At 62.3% G+C, this 21,858-nt stretch carries 18 protein-coding genes and 1 tRNA gene; 12 read left to right on the top strand and 7 right to left on the bottom strand.

What is annotated here, in order from left to right:
* The 8 genes from V9K97_RS13550 to V9K97_RS13585 all read left to right on the top strand — a co-directional run bounded on the left by V9K97_RS13550 (position 1) and on the right by V9K97_RS13585 (position 11,706).
* Positions 1 to 690 (top strand): HAD family hydrolase, encoded by a 690-nt coding sequence (locus V9K97_RS13550; RefSeq protein WP_337318596.1) that lies wholly within the window; start codon positions 1 to 3, stop codon positions 688 to 690.
* Entirely contained in the window at positions 674 to 3,388 is a 2,715-nt protein-coding gene (gene pepN, locus V9K97_RS13555) for an aminopeptidase N (RefSeq protein ID WP_337318597.1), read from the top strand. The genes V9K97_RS13550 and pepN overlap by 17 nt, the downstream gene beginning before the upstream one ends.
* 22 nt (positions 3,389 to 3,410) lie before the next feature.
* The gene (locus V9K97_RS13560) at positions 3,411 to 4,430 is read left to right on the top strand and encodes a class 1 fructose-bisphosphatase (protein WP_281148095.1); all 1,020 of its coding nucleotides are present in this window, start codon (positions 3,411 to 3,413) and stop codon (positions 4,428 to 4,430) included.
* Between the two features lie 25 nt (positions 4,431 to 4,455).
* Positions 4,456 to 4,531: transfer RNA gene (locus V9K97_RS13565), tRNA-Thr, on the top strand.
* A 256-nt stretch (positions 4,532 to 4,787) separates the two neighbouring features.
* A complete protein-coding gene (locus V9K97_RS13570) occupies positions 4,788 to 6,530 on the top strand; it encodes a type I restriction-modification system subunit M (RefSeq protein WP_337318598.1) in 1,743 nt (580 codons plus the stop codon).
* Positions 6,531 to 6,649: 119 nt separating this feature from the next.
* Positions 6,650 to 7,873, top strand: coding sequence for a restriction endonuclease subunit S (locus V9K97_RS13575; RefSeq protein WP_337318599.1), 1,224 nt, complete (start codon positions 6,650 to 6,652; stop codon positions 7,871 to 7,873).
* Positions 7,874 to 7,877: 4 nt separating this feature from the next.
* Positions 7,878 to 8,543 (top strand): hypothetical protein, encoded by a 666-nt coding sequence (locus V9K97_RS13580; RefSeq protein ID WP_337318600.1) that lies wholly within the window; start codon positions 7,878 to 7,880, stop codon positions 8,541 to 8,543.
* Positions 8,544 to 8,553: 10 nt separating this feature from the next.
* Positions 8,554 to 11,706, top strand: coding sequence for a type I restriction endonuclease subunit R (locus V9K97_RS13585; RefSeq protein ID WP_337318601.1), 3,153 nt, complete (start codon positions 8,554 to 8,556; stop codon positions 11,704 to 11,706).
* 226 nt (positions 11,707 to 11,932) lie between these two features.
* Here the strand turns inward: V9K97_RS13585 and V9K97_RS13590 are convergent, their stop codons facing one another.
* Positions 11,933 to 12,307 carry a hypothetical protein gene (locus tag V9K97_RS13590; RefSeq protein WP_337318602.1) on the bottom strand — a complete coding sequence of 125 codons (375 nt, stop codon included), beginning with the start codon at positions 12,305 to 12,307 and terminating at the stop codon, positions 11,933 to 11,935.
* Positions 12,308 to 12,324: 17 nt separating this feature from the next.
* Positions 12,325 to 13,497, bottom strand: coding sequence for a hypothetical protein (locus V9K97_RS13595; protein ID WP_337318603.1), 1,173 nt, complete (start codon positions 13,495 to 13,497; stop codon positions 12,325 to 12,327).
* A gap of 417 nt (positions 13,498 to 13,914) precedes the next feature.
* Here V9K97_RS13595 and V9K97_RS13600 point away from each other — a divergent pair, with 417 nt between their 5' ends.
* The 3 genes from V9K97_RS13600 (at position 13,915) to V9K97_RS13610 (ending at position 14,939) form a co-directional block, all read left to right on the top strand.
* A complete protein-coding gene (locus V9K97_RS13600; RefSeq protein ID WP_337318604.1) occupies positions 13,915 to 14,160 on the top strand; it encodes a hypothetical protein in 246 nt (81 codons plus the stop codon).
* Between the two features lie 186 nt (positions 14,161 to 14,346).
* Positions 14,347 to 14,571 (top strand): hypothetical protein, encoded by a 225-nt coding sequence (locus V9K97_RS13605; RefSeq protein WP_337318605.1) that lies wholly within the window; start codon positions 14,347 to 14,349, stop codon positions 14,569 to 14,571.
* A gap of 14 nt (positions 14,572 to 14,585) precedes the next feature.
* The gene (locus V9K97_RS13610; protein ID WP_337318606.1) at positions 14,586 to 14,939 is read left to right on the top strand and encodes a hypothetical protein; all 354 of its coding nucleotides are present in this window, start codon (positions 14,586 to 14,588) and stop codon (positions 14,937 to 14,939) included.
* 121 nt (positions 14,940 to 15,060) lie between these two features.
* Here the strand turns inward: V9K97_RS13610 and V9K97_RS13615 are convergent, their stop codons facing one another.
* The 5 genes from V9K97_RS13615 to V9K97_RS13635 all read right to left on the bottom strand — a co-directional run bounded on the left by V9K97_RS13615 (position 15,061) and on the right by V9K97_RS13635 (position 19,559).
* Positions 15,061 to 16,983, bottom strand: a complete 1,923-nt coding sequence (locus tag V9K97_RS13615) for a hypothetical protein (RefSeq protein ID WP_337318607.1) — start codon at positions 16,981 to 16,983, stop codon at positions 15,061 to 15,063.
* Between the two features lie 192 nt (positions 16,984 to 17,175).
* On the bottom strand, positions 17,176 to 17,889 hold the full coding sequence (locus tag V9K97_RS13620) for a DUF6988 family protein (RefSeq protein WP_337318608.1): 714 nt from the start codon (positions 17,887 to 17,889) through the stop codon (positions 17,176 to 17,178).
* 91 nt (positions 17,890 to 17,980) lie between these two features.
* Positions 17,981 to 18,322, bottom strand: coding sequence for a hypothetical protein (locus V9K97_RS13625; protein ID WP_337318609.1), 342 nt, complete (start codon positions 18,320 to 18,322; stop codon positions 17,981 to 17,983).
* Between the two features lie 725 nt (positions 18,323 to 19,047).
* A complete protein-coding gene (locus V9K97_RS13630) occupies positions 19,048 to 19,314 on the bottom strand; it encodes a helix-turn-helix domain-containing protein (protein WP_337318610.1) in 267 nt (88 codons plus the stop codon).
* Between the two features lie 5 nt (positions 19,315 to 19,319).
* Complete coding sequence (locus tag V9K97_RS13635) at positions 19,320 to 19,559, bottom strand: helix-turn-helix domain-containing protein (RefSeq protein ID WP_337318611.1); 240 nt, start codon at positions 19,557 to 19,559, stop codon at positions 19,320 to 19,322.
* Positions 19,560 to 20,104: 545 nt separating this feature from the next.
* On the opposite strand from V9K97_RS13635, the gene V9K97_RS13640 reads away from it, so the two are divergent.
* Positions 20,105 to 21,814 carry a hypothetical protein gene (locus tag V9K97_RS13640; RefSeq protein ID WP_337318612.1) on the top strand — a complete coding sequence of 570 codons (1,710 nt, stop codon included), beginning with the start codon at positions 20,105 to 20,107 and terminating at the stop codon, positions 21,812 to 21,814.
* Positions 21,815 to 21,858: the final 44 nt, after the last annotated feature.

Consider the following 21,858-nt stretch of genomic DNA (forward strand, 5'->3'; position numbering starts at 1 on the left):
ATGAGCCTGACCCACGACAAGGTCGAAGCCTTCATCTTCGACATGGACGGCACCATGATCGACTCCATGCCGTGGCATGCGCGGTCGTGGGTCGAGTTTGTGGCGCGCCACGGCCTCGTGCTCGACGTGACCGACATTCTTGCGCGCACCACGGGCCGCACCGGCACCGAGTGCATGCGCGAGCTGTTCGAGCGAGAGCTTTCAGACGCCGAGTGCCAAACCCTGGTGCACGAAAAAGAAGAAATCTACCGCGCCATGTTCAGCGACAACTTCACCGAGGTTGCCGGCTTTACCGCCTTTGCCAAGGCCGCCGTGGCGCGCGGCCTGAAGGTGGCCGTGGGCACCGCGGGCGACCGGCACAACATCGAGTTTGCAATGTCGCGCCTGAAGATGGACCCGCTACCGCTGGCCATTGTGGGCGGCGACGAAGGCTTTGCCGGCAAGCCCACGCCCGAGATTTTTTTGGAAGCCGCGCGCCGCATTGGCGTGGCGCCCGAGCGCTGCATCGTGTTTGAAGATGCGCCCTTCGGCATAGAGGCTGCGCGCCGCGGCGGCATGCGTGCCGTGGCCGTGTGCAGCACCCATACCGCCGCCGAGCTTGCCGGCCCCCATGTGATTGCCGCCGTTCGCGATTACGACGAACTCGCCCATTCGAATTTTCTGGAGACACTCGATGCTGCTGCAGCGTGACGCCCAAGGGCAACCGATTGCCATTCGCCGCGAAGACTATGCCGCTCCGGCATTCTGGATCGACACCGTCGACCTGACCTTCGACCTCGACCCCGCCAAGACCCGCGTGCTCAATCGCATGCAACTGCGCCGCAACCCCGACGTGCCGGCCCAGCCGCTGCGCCTGGACGGCGACGAGCTGAACCTGGCCCGCGTGCTGGTCAACGGCCAGGGCGCATCGTTCCGCATGGAAGGCGAGCAGCTCGTGATCGACGGCTTGCCCGATGCCTTCGAACTCGAGATCTTCACCACCTGCTGCCCCATCAAGAACACCAAGCTGATGGGCCTGTTCGTGAGCGAAGACACCTTCTTCACGCAGTGCGAGGCCGAAGGCTTCCGCCGCATCACGTACTTTTTGGACCGCCCTGACGTGATGGCGATGTACACGGTAACGCTGCGCGCCGCCAAGGCCGCCTACCCCGTGCTGCTGTCCAACGGCAACCTGGTCGAGCAAGGCGACCTGCCCGAAGGCCGCCACTTTGCCAAGTGGGTCGACCCCTTCAAGAAGCCCAGCTACCTGTTTGCGCTGGTGGCCGGCAAGCTGGTGGCGCGCGAGCAGCGCATTACCGCCCGCAACGGCAAGGAGCATTTGCTGCAGGTGTACGTGCGCGCCGGAGACCTCGACAAGACCGAGCATGCGATGAACTCGCTGGTCAATTCGGTGCTGTGGGACGAAGCCCGCTTTGGCCTGCCGCTGGACCTGGACCGCTTCATGATCGTGGCCACCAGCGACTTCAACATGGGCGCCATGGAGAACAAGGGCCTGAACATCTTCAACACGAAGTACGTTCTGGCCAACCAGGCCACCGCCACCGACGCCGACTACAGCAACATCGAAAGCGTGGTCGGCCACGAGTACTTTCACAACTGGAGCGGCGACCGCGTAACCTGCCGCGACTGGTTCCAGCTTTCGCTGAAAGAAGGCCTCACCGTCTTCCGCGACCAGGAGTTCAGCCAGGACCTGTGCGCCGACGCCTCGGCCCGCGCCGTAAAGCGCATTGAAGACGTTCGCGTGCTGCGTACCGCCCAGTTTCCTGAAGACGCCGGCCCCATGGCCCACCCGGTGCGGCCCGACAGCTACATCGAGATCAGCAACTTCTACACCGTCACCATTTATGAAAAGGGTGCCGAGGTGGTGCGCATGATGCAGACGCTGGTCGGCCGAAAGGGCTTTGAAAAGGGCATGACCCTTTACTTCGAGCGCCACGACGGCCAGGCTGTGACCTGCGACGACTTTGCCCAGGCCATTGCCGACGCCAACCCTGATTCAGAACTGGCCCGCCTGCTGCCGCAGTTCAAGCGCTGGTACAGCCAGGCCGGCACGCCGCGTCTTGCCGCCCACGGCGTGTACGACGCGCAAGCGCGCAGCTACACGCTCAGCGTGGTGCAAAGCTGCCCGCCCACGCCGGGCCAGCCGAGCAAGGAGCCGTTCGTCATTCCGGTGAACATTGGCCTCCTCGACGCCAGCGGCCGCGAACTGCCGCTGCAGCTCGAAGGCGAAAGCGAAGTAACCCGCGGCGCGCCTGGCACCCCGTGCACGCGCACCGTGGTGCTCTCGCGCGCCGGCGAGCAAATTACCTTTGTGGGTCTCGACTCCGAGCCCGTGCCTTCGATCTTGCGCGGCTTCAGCGCGCCGGTGATTCTGGACTTTGAATACACCGACGCCCAGCTGCTCACCCTGCTGGCCAACGACCCCGACCCCTTCAACCGCTGGGAAGCCGGCCAGCGCCTGGGCTTGCGCGCCGCGCTGCAGGGCATTGCGGCGCTGGCGACCGACACCACCCCGGTGCTGAACGACGCGTATCTGGACGCCATGCGCAGCGTGCTGCGCAACCCCAAGCTCGACGCCGCCTTCAAGGAGCTGGTGCTCACCCTGCCTTCGGAAACCTACATTTCCGAGCAGCTCGACGTGGTCGATCCGCAGCGCGTGCACCTGGTGCGCGAAGCCATGCGCGCCCAGCTGGCCACCGCCCTTTTTCAAGACTGGCAACAGGTCTACGAAGAAAACCACGACACCGGCGCCTACACGCCCGACCCCACCTCTTCAGGCCGCCGCGCGCTCGCCGGCATGGCGCTGAACTTCTTGTGCCTGGCGGCGCGCTCTTCGGGCGACACCGTGTGGCCCGGCAAGACGCTGCAGCGCTTCAAAGACGCCGGCAACATGACCGACCGCTTCAACGCGCTCAATGCGCTGGTGGCCTCGGGCCACACGCTGGCCGCGCAGGCGCTGGCACGCTTCCACGCCATCTTCAAGGACGAGGCGCTGGTCATCGACAAGTGGTTCTCGCTGCAGGCCGGCGCGCCCGACCGCGGCGGCGACATCTTGCCGCTGGTGAAGCAGTTGATGAAGCACCCGGACTTCTCCATCAAGAACCCCAACCGCGCCCGCAGCGTGATCTTCAGCTATTGCAGCGCCAACCCCGGCGCATTCCACCGCCCTGACGCGGCCGGCTATGTGTTCTGGAGCGACCGCGTCATAGAGCTGGACGCCATCAACCCCCAGGTGGCCGCCCGCCTTGCCCGCGCGCTCGACCGCTGGAGCAAGCTGGCCGAGCCCTACCGCAGCGCCGCGCGCGAAGCCATTGCCCGCGTGGCCGCCAAGCCCGACCTGAGCAAGGACACGCATGAAGTGGTGACCCGCGCCCTGGCCGGTAACTAACAAGCAAGGAACACACAAGCACATGGCTTATCAACAACAGAAGATCTCCCTCACCCGCTACCTTGTTGAACAACAGCGCGCCGACGGCCTCATTCCCGGCCAGCTGCGCCTGCTGCTCGAAGTGGTCGCCCGCGCCTGCAAAAGCATCAGCCAGGCCGTCAACAAGGGCGCGCTGGGCGGAGTGCTCGGCACCGCCGAAAGCGAAAACGTGCAGGGCGAGATCCAGAAGAAGCTGGACATCATCGCCAACGAAGTGCTCATTGAAGCCAACGAATGGGGCGGCCACCTTGCGGCCATGGCCAGCGAAGAAATGGACAGCATCTACGTGGTGCCCAACCGCTACCCGCAGGGCGAATACCTGCTGATGTTCGACCCGCTCGACGGCAGCAGCAACATCGACGTGAACGTGAGCATTGGCACCATCTTCAGCGTGCTGAAAAAGCCCGACGACACCCCGGGCGTGCAGGAAGCCGACTTTTTGCAGCCCGGCACCCAGCAAGTGGCCGCCGGCTACTGCATCTACGGCCCGCAAACCACCCTGGTGCTCACCGTGGGCAACGGCGTGGCCATGTTCACGCTAGACCGCGAGCAAGGCAGCTTTGTGCTCACGCAGGAAGACATCCAGATTCCGGCCGATACCAAGGAATTTGCCATCAACATGAGCAACATGCGCCACTGGGACGAGCCCATGAAGCGCTACATAGACGAGTGCCTGGCCGGCAAGGAAGGCCCACGCGGCAAAGACTTCAACATGCGCTGGATTGCCAGCATGGTGGCCGACGTGCACCGCATCTTGATGCGCGGCGGCGTGTTCATGTACCCGTGGGACAAGCGCGAGCCCGAAAAGGCCGGCAAGCTGCGCCTGATGTACGAAGCCAACCCCATGAGCTGGCTCGTCGAGCAGGCCGGCGGCGCCGCCACCAACGGCAAGCAGCGCATCCTGGACTTGAAGCCCACCAAACTGCACGAGCGCGTGAGCGTGATGTTGGGTTCGCGTAACGAAGTCGAGCGTTTGACCAAGTACCACACCGAAAAGGCCTGACGGTGTTGCTATAATCCGAGGCTTCGCCGGTGTAGCTCAGTCGGTAGAGCAGCTCATTCGTAATGAGAAGGTCGGGTGTTCGATTCATCTCTCCGGCACCAAACGCAGTAAGGGAAGCCCGCTATCGAAAAGATAGCGGGCTTTTTGCTTTTTAGGCCGGTGTAGCCACCATGTAGCCACCAGTGCGCTGATAGCGGCCCAGCTTCAATGCCTCGAGACCGCCGGCCGTCTGGCTCTTCGCGCCACCACCTTATCGCCCGTCCGCCTCCATGCTGATTTGATTTGGCGTCAATGCCCGGTCAGCGCGCTTGCCCCGTAGACTTCCACGGGCAGACAGCAATCCGTTTTCCTATAAGAATGAATCAGCAATCCCTCTCTTCGTTCATCTGGTCCATCGCCGACCTCCTCCGCGGTGACTACAGGCAGTCCGACTACGGCAAGGTCATCCTGCCCTTCACGGTGCTCCGGCGCCTCGACTGTGTACTGGAGCCCACCAAGGCAGCCGTGCTAGCCGAGTTGGCGAAAAAGAAGCAAGCCGGCGTGAATCCCGAGCCCTTCCTGCTGCGCAAGTCGGGCCATACCTTCTACAACACGTCACCGATGGACATGAAGGTGTTGATCGGTGATGCGGACCACATTGCCCAGAACCTCTACAGTTACATCCAGGGATTCTCACCTGCTGTGCGCGACGTGTTCGAGCGTTTCGAGTTCCAGGCCCAGATCGACCGCTTGTCGAAGGCCAAGCTGCTATACCAAGTGGCTGAGAAATTCGCCAACATCGATCTGCACCCCGACCATGTCAGCAACGCGCAGATGGGTCATGTGTTCGAGGAACTGATCAGGAAGTTTGCGGAACTCAGCAACGAGACGGCCGGCGAGCACTTCACGCCACGCGAAGTCGTCCGCCTGATGGTGAACCTGATCTTCATCGAGGATGACGAGATCCTGACCAAACCCGGCGTCGTGCGCACCATCTATGACCCGACTGCCGGTACGGGAGGCATGCTGACGCTGGCCGGCGAGTACCTGGCTGAACACAACCCGAAAGCGCGGCTGACCGTTTCGGGCCAGGAACTCAACCCCGAGTCCTACGCGATCTGCAAGGCCGACATGCTGATCAAGGGCCAGGACGTTGCCAACATCGCCTTCGGCAACACCCTGAGTGACGACGGCCACGCGCACAAGCGTTTCGACTACATGCTGTCCAATCCGCCCTTTGGCGTCGAGTGGAAGAAGGTCGAGAAGGACGTCCGCAAGGAGCACGAGCAGCAGGGATTCAATGGCCGCTTCGGGCCGGGCCTGCCGCGCGTATCGGACGGTTCCATGCTATTCCTGCTGCACTTGCTCTCCAAGATGCGCCCAGCGGCCGAGGGCGGCAGCCGATTCGGCATTGTGCTCAACGGCTCGCCCTTGTTCACCGGTGGCGCCGGCAGCGGCGAGAGCGAAATCCGGCGTTACGTGCTGGAGAATGATCTGTGCGAGGCCATCATCGGCCTGCCGACCGACATGTTCTACAACACCGGCATCAGCACCTATGTGTGGATCGTCAGCAACCACAAGCCCGCCGCGCGCAAGGGCAAGGTGCAACTAATCGACGCCTCGGGCTTCTGGCAGAAGATGCGCAAGAGCCTCGGGTCCAAGCGCAAGGAAATGAGCGACGAGCAAATCGACCGGGTGACCCGCCTGTTCGGTGATTTCGTGGAAGCCGAGCAAGATGGCAAGCCGATCAGCCGCATCTTCAAGAACGAGGATTTCGGCTACCGCACCATCACTGTCGAACGCCCGCTGCGTGATGCCAACGGCAAACCGGTGCTCGGTGAGCGCGGCAAGCTCAAGGGCAAGCAGCAACCCGATTCAGCCCTGCGCGATACAGAGAACGTACCGCTGAGCGAAGACGTGGAAAGCTACTTCAAACGCGAGGTACTGCCTCACGCTCCCGACGCCTGGATCGACCACGACAAGACCAAGGTGGGCTACGAGATTCCGTTCAACCGGCACTTCTACGTATTCCAGCCGCCGCGACCGCTGACCGAAATTGACGCCGACCTGAAGCAGACCACAGACCGTATCCTAGACATGATCAAGGGGCTAACGACGTGAGCGTTGCGAAGTACGCTGACTACAAGGACAGCGGCGCCGCATGGCTTGGTGACATACCCACGCACTGGTCTGCCTTACCCCTTAGACATGTCGTAGCTCGCATTGAGTCGGGCACCAGCGTGAATGCCACCGACGTGCCGGCTGTGGAGGGGCAGATCGGGGTGCTCAAAACCAGTTGCGTCTATCGCGGCGATTTCGATCCTCAGGAGAATAAAGCTGTACTACCTGAGGAGTACGAGCGCACCAGTTGCCCAGTTACGGCTAATACACTAATCGTCAGTCGAATGAACACGCCCGACCTAGTGGGTGCAGCAGGAGTCGTGCGCCAGAATCATGGGAACCTTTACCTTCCAGATCGGCTTTGGCAGGTGCATTTTCACGACGCCAACCCAGCCTATGCTCACTATTGGAGTCGAACGCTATCGTATCGAGCGCAAGTGGAAGCAGCTTGCGCTGGCACTAGTTCGAGCATGCAGAATCTGGGGCAAGACGCATTCCGCTCCTTTGTGTTTCCGTGTCCGCCGGTACCCGAGCAGAACGCGATTGCGACGTTCCTCGACCGCGAAATCGCCAAAATCGATGCGCTGGTCGTCGAGCAGCAAAAGCTCATAGCGCTCCTCAAAGAAAAGCGCCAGGCCATCATCTCTCATGCCGTGACCAAGGGACTTGATCCGACGGTACCGATGAAGGAGTCGGGGGTGGAGTGGCTGGGCTTGGTGCCGGCGCATTGGGATTTCTTCCCCATGAAGCGTGACTTGATTTTCCTCACCAGCGGGTCGCGTGGATGGGCGGATCATTACTCCGAAGAAGGTGCACTGTTCATCCGCATTGGAAACTTGACGAGAGATGACATCACGCTCGATTTATCTGACATCCAACGTGTCGTTGTACCGCCTGGCTCTGAAGGCGAGCGTACCGGCGTCCGGCCGGGCGATGTGTTGTTTTCGATCACGGCCTACCTTGGCTCCGTCGCGGTGGTGCCTGCCAACTTAGGTCTAGCCTATGTGAGCCAACACGTGGCACTCGCTCGACTCAATAAGAAGAAGCTTTTACCGGAGTGGCTTGCTTACGTTGCCAAGTCAATTGTTGGAAAAACGTATCTGGAGATGCAGGGCTATGGAGGCACCAAGGTTCAGCTCAGTTTGGACGACGTAGCGAACCTGCCAGTGACCGTGCCACCAATTCGTGAGCAGGAGGCGATAGTCCAATTTGTTCGAACTGAGACTGCAAAACTGGAAGCGATGACGGAACAGGCTCAACAGGCAACTGCCCTGCTTCAAGAACGCCGTACCGCCGTGATCTCCGCTGCCGTCACGGGCAAGATCAAAGTGACCGCCGATTGACCCCATGACCGGCGCAGCTCTTCTGACCGTCGTCGAGGTTGCCAAGGAAGACCGCGTGCTTTGCGCTGCTTGCGGCCATACTGTCTATCGTCGCATCCATGTTGTTCAGGACGGCACTGGACTCAGGGTGCTCGGGTCGGATTGTTTCAAGCGCCTCTATGGCCATCTAGACCCAAGCGCATCGACTCCGCAGTATGGCAGTTCCGAAGGCCGCGAGCTGACCGTCGCCGAACGGCAGATGCTAGTGGACAACACTCATCGCTTCATTGAACAGTTGGAGATCGAGTGCCTTCAACTGGAGCAGGCAGAGCTTCATCGGCGCGCGATCGAACAACAAGAAGTCGCCCAGCGCGAAACAGCCGATCGTCAGCGCCTCGCCGCGCTCAGAGCCACCTACCGACGGCGCCTTCGTTTTCCCGACTGGCTGGAGCAACTAGCACCCGGCGAGCGCGCAGCGTTTGATCGCTTGCGACAACAGGCCGGTGATGCCATGCGCGCCAAGTTCAATATCGACCCCGAGCTTTCAGGTTGGGTCGGCATGCTCAACCATGAGGCCCGCACAGCGTTCGAGTCGCAGCACACAGCGTCGACGACCACAACAGGCGAGCCATCATCACAATCAAGTGACTTGTTCGCGAGTCCCGACACCAACGCAACAAAGTCCGAATAGTGGAGCCCGCATGAGCCTGCACAAAGAGATCGAGTTTGAGAACGACATCTGCAACCATCTGAGCTCGCACGGCTGGCTCTACGATGAAAACGCGCAGCTCTACGACACCCCTCGCGCCCTGTTTCCCTTCGACGTGATTGCATGGGTGCAGGCGACCCAGCCGAAGGCGTGGGAAGCTCTCGGAAAAAACCACGGCGCCGCCGCCGAGACCGTGCTACTCGATCGCCTGCGCAAACAACTCGACGAGCGCGGCACGCTGGAAGTGCTGCGCTTCGGCATAGAGATGATCGGCGTGCGCGAATCCCTGAAGCTGGCCCAGTTCAAGCCCGCGCTGGCGATGAACCCGGATCTGCAGGCCCGCTACGCCGCCAACCGCCTTCGCGTCGTGCGCCAGGTGCGCACCAACCACGACGACGTGATTGACCTTGTGCTGTTCCTGAACGGCATCCCCGTCGCGACCGCCGAGATCAAAACCAACTTCACGCAGAACGTCAACGAAGCCGTCGACCAGTACCGCTTCGATCGCCAGCCCAAGCCCAAGGGAAGGCCGTCAGCCGAGCCCCTGCTCGAATTTCCTCGCGGCGCGCTGGTGCACTTCGCCGTCAGCAACAGTACGGTCATGATGACCACCAAGCTGCAAGGCCCGACCACCAGCTTCCTGCCCTTCAACCTGGGCGACGATGGCGCCGCTGGCAACCCGCCCAATCCGAAGGGCCACCGCACGGCCTACTTGTGGGAACAGGTATGGCAATCCGATAGCTGGCTGGAGATCCTCGGCCGCTACCTTGTCACCCAGCGCGACAGCAAAAAGAAGATCACCGGCGTCATCTTCCCCCGCTACCACCAGCTCGATGCCACGCGCAAGTTGCTCGCGGCTGTGCTGGCAGAAGGTGCCGGGCAAAAATATTTGATTCAGCACTCGGCAGGCTCCGGCAAGACCAACTCGATCGCGTGGACCGCGCACTTCCTGGCGGACCTGCACGACGGCCAGCACAAGAAGATGTTCGACAGCGTGCTGGTCGTGAGCGACCGCAACGTGCTCGACGCCCAATTGCAGGAAGCCATTTTTGACTTCGAGCGCACGGCCGGCGTCGTCGCCACCATCAAGGGCGAGAGCCAGAGCAAGAGCGGCGAACTCGCCTCGGCGCTATCGGGAGGCAAGAAGATCGTGGTCTGCACGATCCAGACCTTTCCCTTCGCCCTCAAGGCGGTTCAGGATCTTGCTGCCACGCAGGGCAAACGCTTTGCCGTCATCGCCGACGAGGCCCACAGCTCCCAGACCGGCGAAGCAGCATCCAAGCTCAAGCAGGTGCTCAGCACTGAAGAACTCAAGGAACTGGCCGACGGTGGCGAGTTCAGCACTGAAGACCTCTTGGCCGCCCAGATGGCGGGCCGCGCCAATGTGGCCGGCGTCACCTACGTCGCCTTCACGGCGACGCCGAAGGCCAAGACGCTGGAGCTGTTCGGCCGCCGGCCCGATCTGGAACACGCCGCCGGGCCGGACAACCTGCCGGCGCCATTCCACGTCTACTCGATGCGCCAAGCGATCGAAGAGGGATTCATCCTGGACGTGCTGAAGAACTACACGCCCTACAAGCTGGCGTTCAGACTGGCGAACGAGGGCAAGGAATGGGACGAGAAAGAGGTCGAACGTAGCGAGGCGATGAAGCACCTGATGCGATGGGTGCGCCTGCATCCATACAACATCAGCCAAAAGGTCGCCATCGTCGTGGAGCACTTCCGCGAGAACGTGGCGCCACAATTGAACGGGCATGCCAAGGCCATGGTGGTAGTCGGCAGCCGTATCGAGGCCGTGCGGTGGCAACTGGCGATCGACAAGTACATCAAGGACAGCGGCTACACCCTCGGCACGCTGGTGGCGTTCTCGGGCGAGGTCAACGACTCGCAGTCGATTCCCGAGTCCGTGACGGAGAACAGTTCCAAGCTAAACCCAAACCTCAAGGGCCGCGACATGCGCGAGGCCTTCGCCACCGATGAGTACCAGATCCTGCTGGTCGCCAACAAGTTCCAGACCGGCTTCGATCAACCGCTACTGTGCGGCATGTACGTCGACAAGCGCCTGGGCGGCATTCAGGCGGTGCAAACGCTGTCTCGGCTGAATCGGGCCTACAGCGGCCCTTTCGGCGTCAAGGACACGACCTACGTGCTTGACTTCGTGAATGAGCCCGACGAGGTGCTGGCGGCCTTCAAGACCTACTACGCGACAGCCGAACTGGCCGATGTGACCGACGCGAATCTGGTCTTCGATTTACGGGCAAAGCTCGATGCGTCGGGCCACTACGATGACTTCGAGGTTGATCGGGTTGCGACGATAGAGCTGAACCCCAAGGCGACGCAGGCCGACCTCATCGCCGCAATCGAGCCGGTTGTGGACCGGCTGCTCAAGCAATTCAAGACGGCACGCCAGATGCTGCTCGACAGCGAGGCGTCGGGGGCCAGCCAGGATTCGAAGGCTGCACAGCATGCCAAGGACACACTGGACGCGCTGACATTGTTCAAGCGCGACCTCGGGGCCTTTCTGCGTGTGTACGCATTCCTGAGCCAAGTCTTCGACTACGGCAGCACGGCGATTGAGAAGCGCGCGATCTTCTTCAAGCGTCTGCTGCCGCTGCTCGACTTCGGCCGCGAGCGCGAGGGGATCGACATGTCGAAGGTGGTGCTGACTCACCACAAGCTTAAGGACGACGGAAAGCGCCACCTGGCCTTGCATGAGCCCGGCGCCGAATACAAGCTGCAGCCATTAACCGAGACCGGCGCTGGAGAGGTGCAGGACAAGGTGAAGGAACTGCTGTCCGAGATCGTCGCCAAAGTGAACGACCTGTTCGAGGGCGAACTGTCGGACGACGACAAGCTCGTCTACGTGAACAACGTCCTCAAGGGCAAGTTGCTGGAGTCGGATCTGCTGGTGCAGCAGGCCATGAACAATTCGAAGGGACAGTTCGCCAACTCGCCGGACCTCACCGCAGAGCTGATGAGCGCGATCATGGATGCATTCGCGGCGAACACGACCATGAGCACGCAGGCGTTGGACTCGGCGCGGGTGCGCAACGGTTTGAAAGACATCCTGCTCGGCCCAGCGCAGCTCTACGAGGCACTCAGATCGCGCGGCCAGGACATCGCCAGCAGGCCGGCACCGCTGTAGGTCCAGGCGTGAGCGTCGCCGCGACGAGATGCGCTGGCTCTACGCCTTGAACCCCTCGACGCGGAGCATGCTGACCAGATCCGCGCACTTCAGGCCGCGCGCTGCACACGCATTAGGGGTCTTCGGCGAAAGTGCATTTGCCTTTGTGGGTATTTCGTAGGTCGTTCGAATGCCTAGGCCACCTCAGCGACGTGTCATCACGCGCACGTGTGACGGGCGCGGCGGCTTAGCTCGACAAATAAGTCCATCCGCGCTGTCGCGCTTTCTCTGCGAGGGCCTGCGCTTTCGCCTTCACCTTGCCGGCAGTCGGCAGCACAGTGAAGTCAATGACCGCGTGCTCCGGGAAGGGCTCTGGGTCCGGCCGCCACGGCAGGCCAACCGCGTCGACCTCCCCTGCGGTCACTGACACCGTGCCAATCGCAGACAAACATTGTTCCAGCGTGTAGTGGAGATAGCTCGGCTCGGGCGCCATCTGTGCGCCGTCATACACCGACAGCAGGCCATCATCTTTAGGCGTCGGGCCGAAAGCCTGACTGGTAACTCGCCCATCTTGGACCCAAGACGGATGCACCTGTCGATGCAGCAGTTGTTCATCGGCCATGAGTTCTCTATGCCCGTTCATACCCGACGCACTGCGTCGGCGAGTTGGAGCCAGCCATCGGGCGATGTGAGGTCCGCTACAAGTTCCTCAAGCACTTCGCCGTCTGCCGTCCGCGACCTGAGCAGATCAGCGTTGTGCTTTTCGGTATCAACCTCGACCGAGACGGACGAGGCTTCCATGCTCCATTCGAGCTGCACGTGACCTGCCGGTGTCGGGTAGACGTAGGGCAGCGGCAAGTCATCGGGCCAGTGCTCAGTCCACGTCTTGGACAACCAGGTCAGGCCCTCCGGCTGCAGGCCGGACCCTTCGCCGTCAAGCCAGCCATCGCGCAATAGGCCCAGGGCTTCGAGGCGCGCTGGCACATCCAATGGATCCAGGGGTTCTATGCGTGTGACTTGCTCAATGCGCTTTCGGTTGTCCATATGGTCGCGCACCACCGCGCCTTCGACCATGACCAGCGATTCCCCATATGCCCCGAGGGCGCTATGCGCGGCGTCGCGGAGCTCTTCGCTGAAGTAACCGACAACCTTCTCCCCGCTGATCAGCTTCAGAGTGAAGGTGTTGTTCTCCAAGTTCAGTTCGGACATTGAGCCGCGAACTGACTCTTCGGTTCGGTAGACCGTGGCCGACTTGAGCACCAACGTCTTGCGGACACGATTGTCGTAGACCAAAGGGGGCTGCTCGGCGCCCTGCGGGAACTCGACACGCTCATCGTCACGCAGCGAACGGCCGAACTGGTCGAAGTATGCCAGCAGCGACTTTGGCAAGAGATTGTCGAAAGGCTGCCCTCTTCCGGCCGCGTCGATGGTCGACAGGATGCGATCGCGAGCCTTGTCGAACCACTCTGCCCATGCGTCAGGTACAAGCGTCCCCGCCACGTGTGAGCGCTCCAAGACAGCGACCGCGCTGCCGTCCTCAACCTGCGTGAGATGGAGTGAGAAGCTCTGGGCAAAGCCGCGGGGGGTGCGCTTGCGCTTAGGGTTCTCCTCAAGATACAGCCACCGTGCAGCTTCCACGATGAGACCCTCAAACGCTGCCCAGTCCTTTAGGACCTCAACAGGGATTGAGTGCTCTTCGAATCGGGTGCCTACAAGGCGTGGCTTGAGAAATTCTGTTTTCACCTGGATCTTCGGTGCCGCGCCGTCCGACGGGCCGAGCGAAGCGGTTTTGATCGTATCACCTACAAACACGGCTCCCGGCGCGGGGCAACCCGCACGACATCGCGCCTGTCGCGCGACCGAAAGCGGCGCCCGATCCAGCGGGCTTTTCGTTGGCGGCATCCGCGTACATTCCCTGCTCCCCTCAACTCAGGATGACGTGCGCCTGGCGCGCCAGCATATTGCGTGCTGCGCGGGTCGGTGCGATTGTTCAGGCGCAGCGGCGCCACAGACAGCGGTGTCGCAGGCTGGAAGGTGGACGGACCCGTGGCCGTTACACCGCGCGCGAGGGCTTTGTCGTTCGCGTGCGACGAGAGGCGGCTGTTGGGGTTCGGGTAGATCCCGAACGCCGCACCGGTTTGCTGCCGTCGAACTTGCGAAATCGGGCCGCAGCGGTCGATTGGCTTCAGTGTGCTCGAATCCCATCACAAACACCAACAGGATGAACCGATGCCGGACAAATCACGGAACGCCCCCGATCGCATGCGTCAGATCATTGCTGGCCAAGTCGCGAAGCACGGCCTCCGAACCGTCAAGGAATGGCTCGACGAAGGACGCTACGGGAATGCAACCGGAGAAGCTCGGGCAGCGTTAAGACGCGAATGGTGGCGCCAGCACGGGCCCACGCTCGCCAAGGGCCTACTCGCGGCCCTCGGCACCGCGGCGGCGGTCGGCCAATGCATGCGCACCGGCTAAGCCGCATCTGGCCGCTGCAAGGGGCGGACCGGATCTCCGGTTTGTTCAGGTCCGCGAAGCGCCGCAACGGCCGCTCAGGATGAAGTTTTCTGAAGCCCCCCGCAAGCCGATTCGGCGGTGCCGGATGTCAGGTTTTCTAAGGTTCTTCTACCTTGGCGCTACGATTGCCATCTTCCGGAGGCACACATGACGGTGACTGTGACGATCGAGTTCGTAGACGGTAGCTATGCGACGAATGAGCACCCTGCCCTGATCCTGGCCACGCACGACAAGCTGCTGCAACGGGGCTTGAAGGGAAGGGATCTCATCGATGCCTTGCTGACGGATGATTGGGCCGCGCCGCCACGCAAGGTCACACTCGGTTTTCTTAGCGAGGGCAAGCCGCAGGAGATCGCACTTTTCTACACTTGACGGAGTTCCGCCCTATGACCCTGAAAGATGTGTTGGCCGAACTGCGGCAGCTCGAGCAACAAGCCGAGGCGCTACTTGAACTCGGAAACAGCCGCGATCCCTATGCCCAGGAGCGCGCCATGGGCCACTACAAAGTGATGAAGGACCGCCTGGCCGACAGGCTCCGGGAGTTCCAGCGGCAGCGTCGCGGCGAGGGGCCAGAATGGTGGGCCAGCAGCTTCGAGAGTGCACTGCGTCAAGCGCACATTGCGATGCGCACGCCGACCAGCACCAGCTCGAGGAATCCGAAGTGGGCGAGCGCGGTACGCGATCTGTGCTTCGAGCTCAACTACCACGTGGACCAGCTGCAGGCCGGACTCAAGGGATAGCGGAGCCAACACCGAGGCCCGCTGCTGTCGACCGCGCAGCCACTGCCCTCTCCGGATCCCAACGATCCGGCCCCATCGATGCGTAAGGCCGCCCGATTGCTTTCTTCCACGGCATGCATGCTCACTTTTGTTGGCCGAGCGCGCGGGCAGATGCGCCGGCGCCGTATTTCTGATCGAACAGCGCGGCTTGGCTGGGGTTGGCCTTCAGGCGGGCGACGGCTTCGGGCGGGGCAGTGCGCACGGCGGTGGGTGCCCCGCCCGGCTGAATGAGCTGCCCGGTCTGATTGTCCACCACGGTCGACGCCTCGCGCATGGCCTGGCCCGTAGTCGGGTCGACGGTCTGGCCACCAGGGATGACCGTGTAGCGGTTGGCGGTGGGCTCTTTTCCGCCGAGCGCCAGCACCTTCTGCGTCGCCGTGCGGATGGCTTCGGGCGTGGTCGCCTTCTGGAGCTCGAGCTGTGCGGCCTCGAGACGAGCCCGGCCGCGGTTGTCGAACTCGACAGCCGTCTTCTTCAGGCCGAATTCGTCGCGGTTGATCGCATCGCGAACGCCCAAACGCGCGTTCGTAGCGGCGGCGCGCCGGTCGTCACCCGCCTCGCGGATGCCGAGCCGCGCGGTTTCGCCGGCATCACGCTGGGTAGCGCGCGCCGCCTCGCCGGCTTCGCGCACCGCGCCTTCGGCGAGGCGCTGGCGGTTCTCGATCGGCGCGAGCGCCGCCTTGACCGCGATCGGGTCGCCTTGATAGCCGCCGCGCGGCGACCAGCTGCTCTTCGCCGCGACCGTGCGCAGGTTCGCATCGTCGAAGAACTTCTCGCGCGCGGCGCCGCCCATGCCGGCCTCGGCCGGTCCGGTGCCGATCACGGAAAGGCCGGCACCGGGCGCGACCTGGGCCGGCGCCGCGGCCGTCGCGCCTAGTGCGCCACCAACGAAGTTCGCAGTGGGCATCGACATCGAACCGCCACCAGCCTCACGGCCGTTGACCGAGACATCGCCCGACACGTTGCTGCCGAAGTAGGCATTGCCGGCGCGCCGAACTGCACCGGAGGCTACGGCGCTGGGCTGCGCGCCCACGGGGCTGGCCGCCGCTGCACCCGCGGCAGAAGCATCCGTCGGCGCGACTGGTACGGCCAACGCTGCTGCATCGCCGACGGCGGGAGGCGCTATCGCGTTGTCTACGCGGGACACATCGGGCGCGCCTGGAGCTCGTGCGCCAGGCGCCCCGGCGAATTGCGTGCTGCGCGGGTCAGTGAGATTGTTCAGGCGCAGCGGCGCAACAGACAGCGGTGTCGCAGGCTGGAAGGTGGACGGGCCCGTGGCCGTCACACCGCGCGCGAGGGCTTTGTCGTTCGCGTGCGACGAGAGGCGACTGTTGGGGTTCGGGTAGATCCCGAACGCCGCGCCTGTTTGCTGCGGCGCCATGGCAGAGACTGGCGCCCCGGCGGGCGCGGGCTTCGCGGCAGCCGCTTCATTGGCCGCCAACTGCACGGCCTGGGGACTCGCAGGCAGCGAGGCGGTCAACATCGGCAGGGCTTCCGGAATGCCGACGCTGCCGATCTGCTTCACGCCGAGGCCTGGGGACGCGGCCGCAACAGCATGGAAGCCACTTGGAGCCATATCGGGTGCGGCGGCGACTTCCGAAGCAGCTCGATTCTGAATACCGAGCCCTGCGGGTGCGACGCCGACAGGTTCTTGCTTGAGCGAGTCGATCAAGCCCCCGTTCGCTTTGGCCACCATGCCGTTCTTGCGAACCGCCCCGCCGACAGGCGTATGGGTGGCATCGACGAGTGCCTGCAGCTTCTGCTTGCCAACCGCCGCGGCGGTGTCGGCGGGCAGCATGAATTCTCCATTGGATGCCCAGATCGGCACCGAGTCGCTGGTGCGCGTGCCTGGGCCACAAATCGCCCCGCCATGCTCGAGGGACTTGGCGTCCCGGTGCGAGACCGGAACCTGATTGGCGGCGCCATCCTTACGGACCGGAAAGCCGAGGCCAGGGACCTTTGGAGCTGGAATGTGCTTGCGTGTCGGTTGTTGAGTGATGGTCATGGGTGCCCTTCGGGTTGGGTGTTTGAAATGCCTACGGCATTTCAGCCCGAGCGCACGATCACATCAAACACGAAGGGGGAGCGTAGTGCCGCATCGTTGCGGAACCGCATCAGCTGGACTGCTTCCAGCGCGTGCCATGCGCGTAGAGCGAGGTCGTTGAATCAACGACGCTGGGCCGCCGCCAACGAGCCGTCAGTACGACGACAGGATCGGCGTGAGGCAGTCCTCGAAGCCGACGTGGACCCTGTTCATCCGGGTCGCCAAGAGTCGGTCGCCGGTGAGGATGGCCAGCATCATGGCGCTGATCGTGACCAGGCCGTTCGAACACTCGATCAACTGCCGGACGATCTGTACCGGGAAGCCGTCCTGGTGGCGCCGCAGCGCGTGAATGCCGCCATGCACGAATGAGTTCAGCGCGTGGCGCTGCATGTCGTCGAACCTTCCCAGCATCGCGGCAGGTGCTGCGGCGGCGGGTACCGCGACCGAGGCGTTCCGTAGCTGTTTGATCATGTCCCGTGCAAGTGGCAGCTTCCGTGCCGCCTCGTCGGCCTCGGCGGTGAGTGGCGCCGCCGCAAGGGCAACGTGCTCATCTCTGGCGGCGAACAGTAGCCACGCCGAGCGGGCGGTAGCTTCGTACTGCAGGCGCATGAGCGGTACCGCGGACGACACGAACCCTCCTGCAACCAGGTTGCGCAGCGCCCGCGCATGCTCCATTGCCAGCGACGCTGCGGTGACGCTCAGGCCCATGCGCGGCGCATCTTCACCGTAGACGGGGTAGCCGTCGAGATCCAGCAACTGGACGATGGCGTCATCGAGTTCTTCGGAACGTCGGAGGATTCGTTCGATAGGCATGGCTACAAAGATTGGAGTGTGCTTGCGCGCATTTTCGATGGCCGAGGCGATCATCTGGTGGAAGCTTGGAAGACCCGTCGCTCCACGGTGGGCTCGTGGTCGCACGCGGGCTGCTTGGATGTCTTGGGATTGCTGGCGACGGCGCTCACCATCGCCCCGTCTTTCCGAGGCCAGCGAAGTCCGTGCCGCGGCCCTGGATATGGGCCATCAACGCATCCAGACTCTTCGTGAGTGCGTAGGAGGCGCGTTCGAGCTGGTGCGAGAACAAGCCGCGGATTTCGATGTGATCGTCGCAATCAACACTCGTCGAGGTGATCAGCATGACGCCACCAATCTCCCCTCGCTGGGCGCGCGCCAACTCGGCGGCCAAGAGGTCGATGATCTTCTGTTGGTCCGGTGAAGCCGTCGCTGTCCGGCGCGCAAAAGGCACAACGTTAGTCGTTGAGATCGCGGATTTATCGATTCTTGTGATAATTGAAGAAGCCATGGTGTGCGTGTCCTTTCACGGGTTGCACGGTGTGGTTAGACGGACCTCGGTGTGTCCAGCACCTTGGGCCGTCGCTTTTGTGCCTCAGATAGATACCCTGGAATTCAGGACACCCCAGCCCTGAGACGAGGCGGTCATTCCTTCTTCGGTGGCTCCTTGGCCTTGTCGATGCGATCGCGCACCCAGTGCGGGCCGCCGAGGCGCTTGAGCTTGTCCCGCTGCGTCGTGGTCATGCGGATCTGGACGGGCACCGATTCCTGCCCCGGGTCTATCGCGGGTCGCCCACTGCCGGGACGAGAACCGCCTCGTTGGTTGTCATTTGCCATATTGATAATGTAGTGATTATTCAATTGCTACGCAAACAATTTCGACAGCTTGCGCGATCGCTGGCAAGGCGTCATCACAACGAACGCGGGCGATGGAACAGCGATGAGACGCATGCGCAGATGGCTCGTTGCGCCCAACGTCCTGAGCGCGTACCGGGCGCGGCGTTCGCCAGCAGACGCCAATAGGCACAGGGCTTCCAGCGGGTGCAGCATTGCGACTCAACCAGCAGGAGCTCACCATTCCGACCAGACACAAGACAGCCCCAAGGCCCGACCCACCCGGGCCGGAAAATATACAGAAAGGGGAATCCGACATCGACTTCAGTACCCTCAGTTCTACCCGCGGCAGCCTCGTCGCAACCTCTCGCTGCGCGGCGAGGATCTCTCGAATCGCTTCGTCTAGTCGTTGAAGCCGGGGATCACTGGGATCGGCGTGCGCCGGGACTTCCGGCCGGTGGGCTTTGCAATGGCCACTGGCTCCGGCCGCGTGCGGTTCTTCTTCGCGGTGTTCATCGCCTCTTCGTGCAGCGCCTCGAGCAGGGCGCTCAGCGGGAAGCGCCACGAGCGGCCGAACTTCACACCGGGCAGGCGGCCGGTGCGCGCCGCCTCTTCAACGGTCTTGGTCTCGCAGTCGAGGTAGCTGGCCACCTCTTCAGAGGACATCATTGGAATCATCGTGCATCACCTTTGCTCGTTTCCATGGGAGTGTCGTGGGGCTCGGCATAGATGTCGTCGAAGGTGACGACATGGCCGCGCGCGGCGGCGAAGGCGATCAGGCGGCGCGCTCGGGTCGGCGGCATGGACTGGCCACGCTCGTAGTGGCCGATGTTTCCCGGCGTGCAGCCTATGCCCTCGGCCAGGCCTTCCTGCGTGACGCCGAGGCGCGCGCGAATGCGGCGGATGGGGTTCATAGTTGCGAGCTGGGGCTACCCGAGCGTCCAGCGATTCCAGGTCCGATTGTCGATGCGAGACCAACGCGAGATTTCGCTCCTATACGGGCCAAGGCCTGACTGCAGATTGACGAAGCCACGTTGAGGCGATTCTCAACATAGTCTGAATTTCCCGGCGGGATCCTCACGATACTTTGAATGCGCCCCCGTCCATTCGCACGAGGCCTGGTGCCGGAGGTGAACAGCCGTTCAGGGCCTATTGCCATCACTAGCCGGGCCGTTGCGGTTGTCCGCTTCGCAGCGGGAGCTGCCGGTCGTGGACTCATCGCGACTGAGCGGTCACAGCCGCATGGTAGTCAACCACCGCGCATAGCTGAAGCTTCTTAGCAGTCGCCAGAACTCACCCCCCGATAGCGTCATTTGGCTGTTTCAGGCCACGAGCGCCAAGGCCTTCGCAGGCCGTCGCATTTGTTCGCCTGAATGCAGCGCCGCGAAGGCGCGACAATATGAAGGCGGCGCCTGATGCGCTGCAAGCTAGGATGCAAAAATTCTAAAGGATGCGCGGGATGGCACAGAGGTTCAACATTGCGGCCCTGAAAGCCATCGCTCATGCCCCGGCATCAGGAGAAGCACAGTGGCTTGTCGGCGCGGAGGACTCTGTCGAGTTCCTGAAGCAGAACGCCAAGAACGAGGAAATCGTGATCTATGCCGGTGGGCCGGCGGCGCTCATCCATGGCGTGCTCGCCCCCCTGCAGCAGGTTACGCCGGCTGATCAACAGGATCTCATGAACCACTTCGTGGGCACCGACGAAACCTGGGTGATCCAGAAGAGCTTCGGTGGTGGAGAAGGTCACCGTGTTTACCTTGAGGCGCCGCTGGCCTCTGGTAAATCGCTAACCGGGGGCGAGAAGCTCATCTATCAGCGCACCTTTCATGGGGTCCATAAGGGCGAGCGTCCGATTGAACTGAGTCAGAAGTTCGTTCACGCGCTGGACCTGCACTTTGTGGAAGAGCGAAATGCCTATTGCCGGTTGGACTCGCGCGGCGACATCAAGGACGTCATCCGTATCATCCGTGTGGACCTTGCTCCCGGCAGCGAAAAGCTCGTCGCGGTCACTATTCTGGCTGAAGATCTCTCCAAGTACATGGCGCTCGCGGACTTGGCTTTGGTCTTATTCTTTGACTTCACCCGCTACAGCCCTGGATTCGGCGGCTGGGGAGATCATGACCGCATCAATCGCAAGGCGCCGGACCTGTTCTATCACGGCGGTGGCATCCAAAACGCCAGCTACGTCCACGGGCGCATGATCGTTCGCTCCGCGATCACGGTGCAAGACTTGGTTGCCGAGTGGGAAGAGGAGTCGAGCCCGACGAGGGAAAAGGAGTACGCCACCTTCAAGATCTTCGATCGTAAGAACAACCGCGAGGTCGAAACGTCGTGTGCACCGGAGTCTCTCTCCAACTACTTCCAGGAGTCGGAGTTGCCATGGGAAATCTCCCCAGCGTTCTTCCGCCCCGATGTCTTGCACAGATTCAAGGCAGACCCGGAGAAGTACAGCCTTGACGATCGGTCTATCACGTGCCGGAACGCGTGGTATCTCAAGAGCTACGACATCAACGAGGCTGGACAGGTACATGCCTACATCGGTGACCTGGCACGCCTTCCGATCGAAGAGCAACGCTACTGGCAGTCCTTCAACGAGTGGCCAAACGGGACCATCTCGAAACGGGCGTATGAGAACGACATCCTTGGCGAGTTCAGTTCAGAGTACGACCCACTCAACCTGCTGAAGTACAAGATCGGGAAGCTGAACGCTGCGCCACCTGACTGGTGGCAAACGCGATCCGCGGCCCACATGGACGCTGCTCGCTACCCAGCTACGGACTCAGTCCTTGAATGGGCCAACGAGATCATGGCCTTTGATCAGATGCTGGTCGAGGGTTTCCAGCCCAGGCCCCTGCGTAAGCTGCTCGAGTCTAAGGGGCAGAAAGCAGACGCAGGTTGGGGTTCCCTGCGCGTAATCTCGGAGCTCGTCGTCGTCTCAGGAAACACCGTCGATGAGGCCAAAGCTCTTATGACTCCGCTCAGTCGGCTCCATGCCCTTCGAAGCATCCTGAAGGCCCACAGTTCCGTTACCGAGAAAGAGAAGGAAGAACGGCAGGCGCGTGCCACACACGGGACCTTGCGGGCGCATTTCAAGAATCTCGCGGCCCAATGCGACCGAAGCTTTGACGAGATCATGCGCACTCTCGGAGCCGGCGACTTGAAACCATAACCAGCCCGGGTCGCCAGGCGATAACTTCGAACCTACTCTTCGGG

This window comes from Variovorax sp. CCNWLW186 (assembly GCF_037203865.1).
Classification (GTDB): Bacteria; Pseudomonadota; Gammaproteobacteria; order Burkholderiales; family Burkholderiaceae_C; genus Variovorax.